This window comes from Kitasatospora sp. NPDC036755 (assembly GCF_040636595.1).
GTDB lineage: Bacteria > Actinomycetota > Actinomycetes > Streptomycetales > Streptomycetaceae > Kitasatospora.
Genome location: NZ_JBEZUT010000016.1, coordinates 19863 through 32332 on the forward strand (window position 1 = coordinate 19863; position 12470 = coordinate 32332).

Sequence of the window (12470 nt, forward strand, 5' to 3'; positions counted from 1 at the left end):
CCGCCCGCGACCTGCGCGGACGTTCGTTCGGGGGGAGTGACGTACGGGGCGGTGCGGTGGTTCCGGGGGAGGGGGGCCGCTTGTGGGGTTCGGGGGTGGTGCGGGGGTGCGGAGGGGTGCGTGGGGCGCGGGGTGCGGGGTGGGTGCGTGGGGTGCGGGGTGGGTGCTGTGGGGAGGGGGAACGGCCCCCGGGACGTTCGTTCGGGGGGAGTGACGTACGGGGCGGTGCGGTGGTTCCGGGGGAGGGGGTCCGCTTGTGGGGTTCGGGGGTGGTGTGGGGGTGCGGAGGGGTGCGTGGGGCGCGTGGTGGGTGCTGTGGGGAGGGGGAAGGAGCCTGCGCGGGCGTCCGTTCGGCGGAGGATGACGCGCGGGGTAGCGTGGCGCGGGTGAACGATCTCGGGGGGAACGGTTTCCGGGCGCACCGGCTCACCCGCCCGGCGGCCGCGTCGGCGGCGGCCCTGACCGTGGCGGCCGGACTGGGCGTACGGGCGGTGCTGGGCGGGGAGTTCGCCAAGTGCGCCGGGGACGCGCTCTACACCGTCCTGGTGTACGCCCTGCTGGTGCTGGCCGTCCCGAGGGTGCGCCCCGGCCGCGCCGCGGCGCTGGCCGCCGCGCTCAGCTGGGCGGTGGAGCTGTTCCAGCTGACCGGACTGCCGGACGACTGGGGCCGCCGCAGCACCCTGGCGCGGCTGGTGCTGGGCTCGACCTTCAACCCGCCGGACCTGTTCTGGTACCTGGTCGGCGCGGGCTGCGCGGGCGTGCTCCACCGGGTGCTGCGGACCTCCCGAATCGCAGCAACCGGTGGAGCCCCGGTCCGACCGGGGCGGCCGTGGTGAGCGGGTCCGCACGGCCTGACGGACCGTCAGAGCGGAAGCAGCTCCGGCCGCTTGGGCTCGACGTGGTCGCCCGAGGACTCGCCGCGCAGGCGCCGGCCGACCCAGGGCAGCAGGTGTTCGCGGGCCCACTGGATGTTCTCCCGCCGCTGGTCGGCGGGGGTGAGCACGGGGGTGTCCGGCCACGGGGCCTCCGGGTCCTGCTCGGTGCGCAGGCCCAGCGAGCGGGCGGCCAGCAGGGCGACCCGCTGGTGTCCCTCGGGGGACAGGTGCAGGCGGTCCTCGCTCCACGCGCGGCGGTCCTGTACGGCGCGCAGCGACCACAGGTCGGCGACCTTGCAGCCGTTGCGGTCGGCGACGGCGCGCATGTGCCCGTTGTAGGTGGCGATCTTGCCGCGCAGGTGCTTCAGCAGCGGCACGTCCTTGGTGTCGAAGCCGGTGCAGATCAGCACCGTCCCCGCGTTCTCGGCGAGTTGTACGACGGCGGCCTCGAAGCGCTCGGCCACCTCGTCCGGGTCGGCGCCCGGCCGGAGGATGTCGTTGCCGCCCGCGCAGAAGGTGACCAGGTCGGGCTGGAGGCGCCGGACCTGCGGCACCTGCTCGGCGGCGATCTGGTCCAGCAGCCGGCCGCGCACCGCGAGGTTGGCGTAGCGGAAGCCGCCCGGCGGGCGTCCGTCGGCGAGGATCCCGGCGAGGCGGTCGGCCCAGCCGGCGAACCTGCCATCGACGCCGGGGTCGTTCAGACCCTCGGTGAAGCTGTCCCCGAGGGCGGCATACGAATCGAGGTCAAGGGTCTCCTGGAGATTCGGCATGAAAGAGATAGTTCACCCAATCAAGTGACCTACGCCACCGTAGGTGACCCTCGCGGCACGTGAGATGGACCACGTGGTCTCCGTCGGCCCGGTCGGCCCCGTGGGCCCGTCCGGGCGGCGGATGTCCACGGACGTCCGCGGACGTCCACGGGGACCCGCGGCGCCGCAGAGAGCCGGTGCCCGGAAAGCACAAGATCGGCACCCCCTTCCGCTTTCCGGCCCCACCGGCGGATGCTCGAAGGGAGCGGCCGGTCCGGCCGCCGTCCTCCTGGGGGTAGTGCGCCATGACCACCGACCTGCGTCCCGACCGTCCCGAGAACTGGTCCATCGACGACCGGTGCACCAACTGCGACGTCGCCCGACAGCTCGCGCCCGGCCTGGTCCGCGAGCTGGAGGGCCGCTCCGTGCTGGTCCGCCAGCCGCGCGACGCGGCGGAGCGACGACAGCTGCTCGCGGCCGCCCACGCCTGTCCGACCCGTTCCGTCCGGCCCGGCACCGGGCCGCTGGACCCGGCCGGGGACCCGTTCCCGCTGGCTCTCGACGACGGCCTGCTGCTGCTCGGCCACAACTCCCGCCGCACCGCGGGCGCCAACTCCTACCTCTGCCGCCGGCCGACCGGGTGGGTGATGGTGGACACGCCGCGCTACAGCGAGGCCCTCGCCGCCCGGTACACCGCGCTCGGCCCGGTCACCGACGTCCTGCTCACCCACGGCGACCACGCCGCGCACGGCCGGGCGTACGCCGACCGGTTGGGCGCCCGGCTCTGGATCCACGAGGGGGACCTGTCGGCCGCCCCCGACGCCGACCGGGTGCTGCGCGGCACCGCGCCGACGGAGGTGTCGCCCGGCCTGGTCGCCCACCCGTTCCCGGGCCACACCCGGGGCAGCGTGGTCCTTCTGGCGGACGAGCGGTACTGCTTCAGCGGCGACAGCCTGTACTGGTCCCGCGGCGCCGGTGACATCGAGGTGGCGGAGTCGGTGACCTGGTACTCGATCGAGGAGCTCGCCGCCTCGCTGCGGCGCGCCGTCGGCGTGCTGCGCTTCGAGTGGCTGCTGCCGGGCCACGGCGACCGGCGGCGGATGCCCGCGGAGGAGGCGGACCGCCGGCTGCGGGCGCTGGCCGAGCGGTGCCGGGAGCTGCGGCCGAGGCCCGTGGACTTCGCCGCGGTCCGCTGGTAGCGGCGGCCGTCCGCCGACGGTGACGGCACCCGGGGCTTCCGCGTCCGTCCGGCGGGCCGGTGCGCCGGTGCCTGCGCCGGGTGCGCGGGGGTGTGCGACCGCCTGGAGCGTCCGCCCGGGTGTACGAATGGGTCCGCCGGGGCAGCCGCCTTGGGAACGAAGGTGTCCGGGCCCCGCGGACCCCGAACTCCGTGCGGCGAATTCCCCGCGATCCAAGGACGGTTGAGCCATGCGCACACAGACCCCGGAGCGCCACGCCCGGCCGCGGCGCTACCTGATGTGTCGGCCGACGCACTTCACCGTGGACTACGCGATCAACCCGTGGATGGACCCCACCCAGCCCACCGACACCGCGCTCGCACTGCGCCAGTGGGAGCGGCTCTACTGGACGTACCGCCGGCTCGGCCACACCGTCGAGCTGATCGACCCGGTGCCCGGCCTGCCCGACATGGTGTACGCCGCGAACGGCGCCACCGTGCTGGACGGCCGGGCCCTGGTGGCCACCTTCCGGCACCCGGAGCGGGCCGGCGAGTCGGAGGCCTACCAGGCCTGGTTCCGCGAGCACGGCTACCGCGAGGTGCGCCGGGCCTGGCACGTCAACGAGGGCGAGGGCGACCACCTGGTGGTGGGCCGCCGGCTGCTCGCCGGGACGGGCTTCCGCACCTCGCGCGCCGCGCACGCCGAGGCCGGGGAACTGTTCGGCGTCCCGGTGGTCAGCCTGACCCTGGTCGACCCCCGCTTCTACCACCTGGACACCGCGCTGGCGGTTCTCGCCGACGACCACGTCATGTACTACCCGGAGGCCTTCGACGCCGACAGCCGTTCGGTGCTGCGGGCGCTCTACCCGGACGCGATCCTCGCGGACCGGGCCGACGCCGAGGTGTTCGGGCTCAACGCGGTGTCGGACGGCCGCCGGGTGCTGCTGCCGGAGGCCGCCAAGAACCTGGCCGGCCGGCTGGCGGAGCACGGCTACCAGCCGGTCCCGGTGGACGTGTCGGAGCTGCTGAAGGGCGGCGGCGGGGCGAAGTGCTGCACCCTGGAGCTCAGGCCGTAGTGACGGCTCGGGCCGGGGTGACAGCTCAGGCCGGCGTGACGGCTCGGGCCGCAGCGACGCCGTTCCCGTCCGTCGCCGCCGTGACCAGCAGCACCTCCAGGGTGCGCGGCCCGTGCACGCCCTCCACCCGGTCCAGCTCGATGTCGCTGGTGGCGGACGGTCCCGAGATCCAGGTCTGCGGCCGTACCGGATCGAGCCGCGGCAGCGCGAGCGGCACCGAGGCGACGATCTGCTCCGGCGCCCGCACCACGCAGACGTGGTGGTCGGGGACGAGCGAGAGCAGGCGTCGGCCCTGGCCCGGGCCGGCGTCCAGCACGATCGTCCCGGTCTCGGCGACGGCCAGCGCGCAGCCGGTCACCACGCTGTCCACGGCGTCCAGCCGGGCGGCGGTCAGCGCCCCGTCGTCCGGGAGGAGTTCGACCCCCTCGGCTTCGGCGTCGGCGAGCCAGCCGGATGGCAGCCCGGCCGGCACCGCGACCGTCCGGCTGCCCCGCTCGGCCAGCAACCCGGCGATCCGGTGCGGCAGTTCGTCCTCTCGGCAGCGGTGCACCAGGGCCCGGTAGTCGGCCAGGTTGCGGTGCAGCAGGTCGAGCAGGGCCGCCGGGTCGTCGGTCGGCACGTGCGCCGTCAGGTAGTCGCGGGGAAGCGGCTGTCCGGCCGGCTCGACGGTGTCGCCGAGTGCGGCCCGGATCCGGCCGAGGATCAACTCCCTGGAGCTGCCGGGGCGGTGGGGTCGGGCGGGATCGGGCGTGGTCATGTGCGGTTCCTCCGCCACCAGTCGCGGAACGGTTCGGCGGGCACCTCGGGCAGGTCCCGGGTGTCGGTCCAGGCCCGCCCCGGCCCGGGCAGCCGGCGAGGGTGCAGCCGCCGGGTGCGGCCGGCCAGCCGCTCGGCGGCGGCGAGCGCCGCCGGGTGGTCCAGGACGAACCCGGCGGCGGCCATCGCGGCCCGTTCCATCGGGTGGCCGCCCTGCTCGGCGACCCGCTCGCGCAGGTGCACCAGCACCTCGGGGATGTCGATGGCCACCGGGCAGACTTCGTAGCAGGCCCCGCAGAGCGAGGAGGCGTACGGCAGCGAGGCGTCCACCGGGCTTTCCACACCACGTAGTTGGGGCGTCAGGATGGCGCCGATCGGCCCCGGGTAGACCGATCCGTAGGCGTGGCCGCCGGCCCGTTCGTACACCGGGCAGACGTTGAGGCAGGCCGAGCAGCGGATGCAGCGCAGCGCCTGGCGGCCGACCTGGTCGGCGAGCGCGGCGGTGCGGCCGTTGTCGAGCAGCACCAGGTGGAACTCGGACGGGCCGTCGCCCGGTGTCGTCCCGGTCCAGAGCGAGGTGTACGGGTTCATCCGTTCGGCGGTGGAGGAGCGCGGGAGCAGCTGGAGGAAGACCTCCAGGTCCCGCCAGGTCGGTACGACCTTCTCGATCCCGACCACCGAGATCAGGGTGTGCGGCAGGGTGAGGCACATCCGGCCGTTGCCCTCGGACTCGACCACCACCAGGGTGCCGGTCTCGGCGACCATGAAGTTGGCGCCGGAGACGGCGACTTCGGCGCGCAGGAACTTCTCCCGCAGGTGCAGCCGGGCGGCCTCGGCGAGTTCGGCGGGGGAGTCGGTGAGGCCCTCGGGCGCCGGGCGGCCCCAGGAGGCCATCCGGTCGGCGAAGATCTCCCGGATCTCGGCCCGGTTGCGGTGGATCGCCGGCACCAGGATGTGCGAGGGCCGGTCGTCGCCCAACTGCACGATCAGCTCGGCGAGATCGGTCTCGTAGACGGTGATGCCCTCGGCGGCCAGCGCCTCGTTGAGCTCGATCTCCTGGGTGGCCATCGACTTGACCTTGACCACCTCGGGCTTCTCCGGGCCGCCGGCCCCGGCGGCCCTGACCAGCCCGGCGACGGTCCGGTTGGCCTCCTCGGCGTCGGCGGCCCAGTGCACGGTGCCGCCGGCCGCGGTGACGGACTCCTCCAACTGTGCGAGGTAGTGGTCGAGGTGGCGCAGCGTGTGGTCCTTGATCGCCTTTCCGGCGGCGCGCAGCTCCGTCCAGTCGGCGAGTTCGGCGACGGCCTTGGCCCGCTTGTCGCGGATGGTGTGGGTGGCGTGCCGCAGGTTGGCGCGCAGCCGCTCGTTCCGTACGGCTCCGGCGGCGGCCCGGGGGAAGGCGGGCATGCCGAGGAAAGCGCTGTTCACGACGGGCTCCACGGGTGCTCCTCGGTGCCGGCCAGGATCTCCGCCAGGTGCACCGGCCGCAGTGGGGCGCCCGTGCGGCGCAGGGTGGCGCCGAGGTGCAGCAGGCAGGAGTTGTCGGCGCCGCACAGCACGCGGGCGCCGGTGCCGAGCGCGTTGGCGATCTTGTCCTCGGCCATCGCCGCCGAGACCGCGGCGTTCTTGACCGCGAAGGTGCCGCCGAAGCCGCAGCACTCCTCGGCCCCGGGCAGTTCGACCAGTTCCAGGCCCCGGACGGCGTTCAGCAGCCGGCGCGGGCGCTCGCCGAGGCCGAGCAGGCGCAGTCCGTGGCAGGACGGGTGGTAGGTGACGGTGTGCGGGAAGTGCGCGCCGACGTCCTCGACCCCGAGCACGTCGGTCAGGAACTCGGTCAGTTCGAGGACCCGTGGCGCCAGGCCGGTGGCCAGGTCGGCGAGTTCGGTGCCGCGGCCCTCGGCGGCGGCCCGGGCGCCGATCCGGGGGTAGTTGTCCCGGACCATGGCCACGCAGGACCCCGAGGGCGTCACCACGTGGTCGTACCCGGCGAAGGCCCGCGCCGTGCGCCGGACCAGTGGCTCGCAGCCCCTGCGGTAGCCGGTGTTGTACTGCGGTTGCCCGCAACAGGTCTGCCCGGCGGGGAAGTCCACCGTCACGCCGAGCCGCTCCAGCAGCCGGACGGTGGCCACCGCGGTGGCGGGGAACAGCGCGTCGTTGACGCAGGTGGCGAACAGCGCGACCCGCATCCGGGCTCCCTCCTGCCGGGACCCTCTGCGCCAACGGCACCGGGCCGCTCGTGATCGTACCGAGCGGACCGGTGCCGTGGTGGGACCTCGGGGATCCCGGGGACCGCCGGGGCCTCAGGGACCGCCGGAGCCTCAGGGGCCGTCAGGCCCGGAGGGCGCGGTTCAGGCGCCGAGCCAGAGGTCCGGGCCGAACACCTCGTAGTGGATGTCCGCCGCCGGGACGCCCGCGGTCAGCAGCTGCTCGCGGACGGCGCGCAGGAAGGGGATCGGGCCGCAGAGGTAGGCGGTGGTGCCGGCCGGGACCTCGACGGTGGAGAGGTCCACCAGCCCGGTGCGCTCGGCCGGCCACTCGCCGAGCGGCCGCTCGTAGAAGACGTGCGAGGTGGCGTTGGGCAGGTCGGCGGTGTGCTGCGCCAGCTCGGCCCGGAAGGCGTGGCTCAGCTGGTCGCGGTCGCCGTGCACGGAGACGATCCGCCGGGTGGAGCCGGTGGCGGCCAGGTGGTCGAGCATGGCGGTCATCGGGGTGTTGCCGATGCCGGCGGAGGCGAGCAGCACCGGGCCGTGGCCGTCGGCGAGGGCGATGTCGCCCAGCGGGGGTGCCAGTTCGATGGTGTCGCCGGCCCTCAGGTGGTCGTGCAGGTGGCCGGAGACCTCGCCGCCGTCCTCGCGCTTGACGCTGAAGCGCAGAGCGCCGTCGGCGCCGCCGGAGAGGCTGTACTGGCGGATCTGGTGGGCGCCGTCGGCGAGTTCGGTGCGGACCGAGACGTACTGGCCGGGGCGGAAGGCCGGCACGGGGAGGCCGTCGGCCGGGCGGACCAGGTAGGTGGTGACGGCCTCGGTCTCCTGGACGCGGGCGACCACGGTGTAGCTGCGCCACAGGTCGCTCGGGTCGCCGCCGGCGGCGACCTCGGCGCGCAGCCGGCCCTCGATGGCGATCAGGGCGTTCGCCATCAGCCAGTAGACCTCGTCCCAGGCGGCGGCGACCTCGGGGGTGACGGCCTCGCCGAGCACCTCCACGATGGCGGCGAACAGGTGCTCGTGGACGATCTTGTACTGGTCGTCGGTGATGCCGACGGAGACGTGCTTGTGGGCGATGCGGGCGAGCATCGCGTCCGGCCGCTGGTCCGGGTGGGCGATCAGCGCGGTGGCGAAGGCGGCTATCGAGCCGGCCAGGGCCTCGCGCTGGCTGCCGTTGGCCTGGTTGCCCCGGTTGAAGAGGTCGCGCAGCAGCTCGGGGTGCGCGGCGAACAGCCGGTCGTAGAAGCGCGGGGTGATGTCACCGATGGCGGCGCCCACGACGGGCAGGGTGGCCTCGATGACCTCGGCGGACTTCGCGGACAGCATCAGTCGGCTCCTAAGTGGTATCTGAGATTCGCATTAAAGGCCGCAAAGGGGTGTGCGGCCCCGGGTGGGCCGATCAGCCGGTGGGTCCGGCGGTGTCGGCGGGTCGGGCGGTCAGGCTGAGCAGCACCGGACCGGTGGGGGAGGCCACCAGGTCGTCGACGCAGAGGTGGTCGAGCGCGGCGAAGAAGGCCTCCTGCGCGGCCCGCAGCGCGCCGCGCAGCCGGCACGCGGCCCGCAGCGGACACGGCGGGTCGTCCTCGCAGCCGACCACGTCGCCGCCCCCCTCCAGCTCCCGCAGCAGCAGTCCGAGCGAGCCGGTCCGCCCGGCGAAGGTGAGCATCAGTCCGCCGCCGCGACCGCGCCGGGCCTCCACCACCCCCAGGTGCTGCAGCCGGCTGACCACCTTCGCCGCGTGGGTGTACGGCACGCCGACCGACTCGGCCACCTCGCGGGTGGTCGGGTTGTCGCCCTCGCCCAGGACGGCCAGTCGCATGGCGATCCGCAGGGCGATGTCGGTGCTCTTGGTCAGCCTCACGTTCGAAACGCTATCGAATGCGACTCTGCAACTCCAATTTGCTGCACGACGTCGACCGAGACCCTGGTCACGCGGGTCGGAGGGGTGATGGCGATCGAATTCGAACAGTTGGCGACATTTGTAGTCACTCCCTGACGCAATGTCATGGCGGCTTCTACGCTTCCCCCGGCTCCGAACACCACCACACCCACACCGTCCGTACCGCCGAGCAGCCGGAGGACCCCGTGAGAACACCCCGCACACCCCGCCGCACCAGGACGGCCGTGGCCGCGATAACCGCGACCACGGCCGCACTGTTGTCGCTGCCCGCGACGGCCGAGGCCGTCACGCCGCCGCCGACCGTCGCCGCGCACGTCGCGGTGGCGCCGTACCCGGCGGGCGTCGCGCTGACGCCGGACGGCGCCCACGCCTACGTGACCAGCCAGAGCAGCGGCGCCGTCAGCGTGCTGGACACCGCGAGCAACACCGTCTCGGGCACCTTCACCGCCGGGAGCGGCTCCTACGCGGTGGCCGTGTCCCCCGACGGCCACCGGGCCTACCTGACGCACCACCTGGACAACACCGTCAGCGTCGTGGACACCGCCACCGGCGCCGTCACCGCGACCGTCCCGGTCGGCGCCCAGCCCTGGGGCCTGGCCCTCTCGCCGGACGGCTCGCGCGCCTACGTGAGCAACGCGGGCGCCGCCACCGTGAGCGTGCTGGACACTTCGTCCGGCACCGTGACCGCCACCGTCCCGGTCGGCGCCGAACCGCACGGTCTGGCCGTCTCCGCGGACGGCGCCCGGCTGTACGTCGCCGCCTCCGGGGCGAAGGCGGTCACCGTGGTCGACACCACGACCGGCGCGGTGAGCGGTACCGTCCCCGTCGGCCACAGCGCCTTCGGCCTCGCGCTCTCCCCGGACGGCACCCGGCTCTGGGCCGCCGACGGCGACGACGCCACCGCCGCCGTGATCGACACCGCGGCCGGTACCGTCCTCGGCACCGTCGCGGTCGGCTCCGGCCCCTACGCCGTGGCGCTCTCCCCGGACGGCGCGGCCGCCTACGTCTCCAACTACGCCGACAGCACCCTGAGCGTGGTGGACACCGCGAGCCGGACGGTCACCGCGACCGTCCCGGTCGGTGCCGCCCCGTACAGCCTGGCCGTGGCCGCCGACGGGCGGCACGGCTACCTCGCCGACTTCACCGGCAACGCCGTCGACGTGGTGAACTTCCCGCTGCCGGTGCCGGAGGTGACCGCGATCAGCCCGAACGGCGGCTCCGGGGTCGGCGGCACCACCGTCACCATCACCGGCACCGACCTGGCCGGAGCCACCGGCGTGACCTTCGGCGCGGCCGGCGCCGCCGCCTCGTTCAGCTGCGGCAAGGCCGGCTGCACCGCGACCGCCCCCGCCACCACCGTCACCGGCCCGGTGGACGTGCGGGTCACCGCGCCCGGCGGCACCAGCGCGGCCGTCGCCGCCGACCGCTTCACCTACACCGCCCCCGCCGCCCACCTGGGCGTCGCGCTCACCGCGACCCCGGTGAACGGGCTGCTCTCCAGCCGGGTCGACTACACCGTCACCCTCACCGGCCAGGGCCCCGACCCGCTGACCTCGGCCACCGTCACCGCCGACCTGCCCGCCGGGCTGACCACGACCTCCGGGGACTGCGCCGTCGCCGCCGGGAAGCTCGGCTGCACGCTGACCGCGCCGCTGGCCAAGGGGGCGAGCACCACCCGGCACTTCTCGATCGGGGTCGGCCTGTTCACGCTGCTCCGCAGCTGGGACGTCACCGTGGCCCGCACCGCCGGGGTGCCCGCCGACCCGTCGCCCGCCACCAGCCGGGCCACCCGCAGCTGCTCCGCGCTGCTCGGGCTGCTGATCACCTGCAAGTAGCGCCCGCCCCGCCCGCGGGCCGTCACGCCGGGCCCCGCCGAAACCCTTCGGCGGGGCCCGGCGCGTGAAAGCGCTGGACGAAGCGTCCGATTTGGACGTACAGTCCAGTCATGCCTGAGGAGAACCCCGACCCGCGGGTGCGGACCTGGTCACCGGTGTGCCGCGCGGTGGCCCTGTTGCTCGGCCCCTACGCCGAGGTGGTGCTGCACGACCCCGCCACCGACCGGGTCCTCGCCATCTGGAACCCGATGACCCCCCGTGCCCCCGGGGACCCGTCGCTGCTCGGCGAACTCGACGGGATCGACCCCGCCGCCCCCGACGTCTACGGCCCGTACGAGAAACTGCTGCCCGACGGGCGGAAGCTCTCCTCCGTCAGCGCCGTGCTGCGCGACGACGCCGGACGGCCCGCGGCGGTGCTCTGCGTCAACCTCGACCGGGGCCCGCTGGAGCAGGCCGCCGCCCTGCTGGCCGGCTTCGCCGCCCCCACTGCCCCGCGCCCCGAACCGCTCTTCGAGCGCGACTGGTCGGAGCGGATCAACGACGTGGTCGGCGGCCACGTCCGCGACCGGGGTCGCCCGCTGGAGCGCTTCACCCGCGAGGACCGGCTCGCCGTCCTGGGTGAACTCGACCGGGCCGGGGTGTTCGCCGTCCGGCGCGCCGTCCCCGCCGTCGCCACCGCGCTGCGGATCTCCCGTTCCACCGCCTACAGCCTGCTCGCCGAGCTCAAGCACCACCCGGCGGGCCCCAGCAAGGAGTACCACCAGTGACCAGCCTCCCCGACTTCCGGCTCGAAACCCACTTCTCGCGTTGGGAGTTCACCGCCCGCCACCACCTCGCCGCCTCCGACGCGCAGACCATGACGATGGCCGAACTGCTCGCCCTGGCCGGCCCCGAGGACCGCGAGGCCTGGGACACCCTGGCCCTCGGCTACACCGAGACCTTCGGCGACCCGGGGCTGCGCCGCGCCGTCGCCGGGATGTACGAGCGGGTCGGCGAGGACGACGTGATCTGCTTCGGCGGCGCCCAGGAGGGGATCAACCTCGCCATGCAGGTGCTGCTCGAACCGGGCGACCACGCGGTGGTGCTCACCCCCGGCTACCAGTCCGCCGAGACCATTCCGCTCTCGCTCTGCGAGGTCACCGGCGTCGCGCTGGACCCCGGGCGGGACTGGGCGCTGGACCTGGACGCGGTCGAGGCGGCGCTGCGGCCGAACACCAAGGTGCTGTCGGTCAACTTCCCGAACAACCCGACCGGCAAGGTGATCGACGCCGCCGACTTCGTCCGGCTGGTCGAGCTCTGCGACGAGCGCGGCATCCGGCTGTTCTCGGACGAGGTCTACCGGGGCCTGGAGCTCGACCGGGCCCGCACCCTGCCGCAGGCCGCCGACCTCTCCGAGCGGGCCCTGTCGCTCAACGTCGTCTCCAAGTCGCTCGGCCTGGCCGGCCTGCGGATCGGCTGGATCGCCTGCCGGGACAAGGAGCTGCGTTCGCGCCTGGAGCGGGCCAAGCACTACACCACGATCTGCAACTCGGCGCCGAGCGAGGTCCTGGCCCGGATCGCCGTCACCGCCCGGGAGCGGATCCTGGAGCGCAACCGCGCGATCATCGCCGAGAACCTGCCGTTGTTCGACGCCTTCTTCGCGGAGTTCGCCGACCTCTTCGAGTGGCGCGCGCCGGACGGCGGCTGCGCCGCCTACCCGCGGTACCTGGGACCGGAGGGCGTGGCGGAGTTCTGCGCCGGGCTGGTCCAGGAGGCGGGCGTGCTGCTGCTGCCCGGCGACGTCTTCCGCTCGGAGCTGACCCCGTCCCCGGCGGACCGCTTCCGGCTCGGCCTCGGCCGCCGCGACCCGGGCCCGGCCCTGGCGGCCTTCGCCGACTGGCTGCGCAAGCGCTGAAGCG

The 12470-nt window shown here is 74.5% G+C and carries 12 protein-coding genes; 6 read left to right on the forward strand and 6 right to left on the reverse strand.

Annotated features, from left to right (window positions below; all coding sequences use genetic code 11):
- Positions 1-386: 386 nt before the first annotated feature.
- The gene (locus AB0E96_RS04280; protein ID WP_359818253.1) at positions 387-836 is read left to right on the forward strand and encodes a DUF2809 domain-containing protein; all 450 of its coding nucleotides are present in this window, start codon (positions 387-389) and stop codon (positions 834-836) included.
- A 26-nt stretch (positions 837-862) separates the two neighbouring features.
- On the opposite strand, the gene AB0E96_RS04285 is transcribed toward AB0E96_RS04280, so the two are convergent.
- Entirely contained in the window at positions 863-1645 is a 783-nt protein-coding gene (locus AB0E96_RS04285) for an SGNH/GDSL hydrolase family protein (protein ID WP_359818256.1), read from the reverse strand.
- A 284-nt stretch (positions 1646-1929) separates the two neighbouring features.
- Here AB0E96_RS04285 and AB0E96_RS04290 point away from each other — a divergent pair, with 284 nt between their 5' ends.
- Positions 1930-2823, forward strand: coding sequence for an MBL fold metallo-hydrolase (locus AB0E96_RS04290; RefSeq protein WP_359818259.1), 894 nt, complete (start codon positions 1930-1932; stop codon positions 2821-2823).
- Between the two features lie 229 nt (positions 2824-3052).
- Positions 3053-3877: a dimethylargininase gene (ddaH, locus tag AB0E96_RS04295; RefSeq protein WP_359818262.1), complete on the forward strand. Its 825-nt coding sequence runs from the start codon at positions 3053-3055 to the stop codon at positions 3875-3877.
- Between the two features lie 25 nt (positions 3878-3902).
- Here ddaH and AB0E96_RS04300 read toward each other — a convergent pair whose 3' ends face one another.
- The 5 genes from AB0E96_RS04300 to AB0E96_RS04320 form a co-directional block, all read right to left on the reverse strand.
- Positions 3903-4634 carry a lactate utilization protein C gene (locus tag AB0E96_RS04300; RefSeq protein ID WP_359818265.1) on the reverse strand — a complete coding sequence of 244 codons (732 nt, stop codon included), beginning with the start codon at positions 4632-4634 and terminating at the stop codon, positions 3903-3905.
- Positions 4631-6061, reverse strand: a complete 1431-nt coding sequence (locus AB0E96_RS04305; RefSeq protein WP_359818268.1) for a lactate utilization protein B — start codon at positions 6059-6061, stop codon at positions 4631-4633. The genes AB0E96_RS04300 and AB0E96_RS04305 overlap by 4 nt, the downstream gene beginning before the upstream one ends.
- On the reverse strand, positions 6058-6819 hold the full coding sequence (locus tag AB0E96_RS04310) for a (Fe-S)-binding protein (protein ID WP_359818271.1): 762 nt from the start codon (positions 6817-6819) through the stop codon (positions 6058-6060). The genes AB0E96_RS04305 and AB0E96_RS04310 overlap by 4 nt, the downstream gene beginning before the upstream one ends.
- Positions 6820-6981: 162 nt before the next feature.
- On the reverse strand, positions 6982-8163 hold the full coding sequence (locus AB0E96_RS04315; RefSeq protein ID WP_359818273.1) for a globin domain-containing protein: 1182 nt from the start codon (positions 8161-8163) through the stop codon (positions 6982-6984).
- Between the two features lie 73 nt (positions 8164-8236).
- On the reverse strand, positions 8237-8698 hold the full coding sequence (locus AB0E96_RS04320) for an Rrf2 family transcriptional regulator (protein WP_359818276.1): 462 nt from the start codon (positions 8696-8698) through the stop codon (positions 8237-8239).
- Between the two features lie 263 nt (positions 8699-8961).
- On the opposite strand from AB0E96_RS04320, the gene AB0E96_RS04325 reads away from it, so the two are divergent.
- From AB0E96_RS04325 to AB0E96_RS04335, 3 genes are all read left to right on the forward strand, one after another.
- Entirely contained in the window at positions 8962-10572 is a 1611-nt protein-coding gene (locus tag AB0E96_RS04325) for a YncE family protein (protein ID WP_359818278.1), read from the forward strand.
- A 110-nt stretch (positions 10573-10682) separates the two neighbouring features.
- Positions 10683-11339 carry a PAS domain-containing protein gene (locus AB0E96_RS04330; RefSeq protein ID WP_359818280.1) on the forward strand — a complete coding sequence of 219 codons (657 nt, stop codon included), beginning with the start codon at positions 10683-10685 and terminating at the stop codon, positions 11337-11339.
- Entirely contained in the window at positions 11336-12466 is a 1131-nt protein-coding gene (locus AB0E96_RS04335) for an aminotransferase class I/II-fold pyridoxal phosphate-dependent enzyme (RefSeq protein WP_359818281.1), read from the forward strand. The genes AB0E96_RS04330 and AB0E96_RS04335 overlap by 4 nt, the downstream gene beginning before the upstream one ends.
- Positions 12467-12470: the final 4 nt, after the last annotated feature.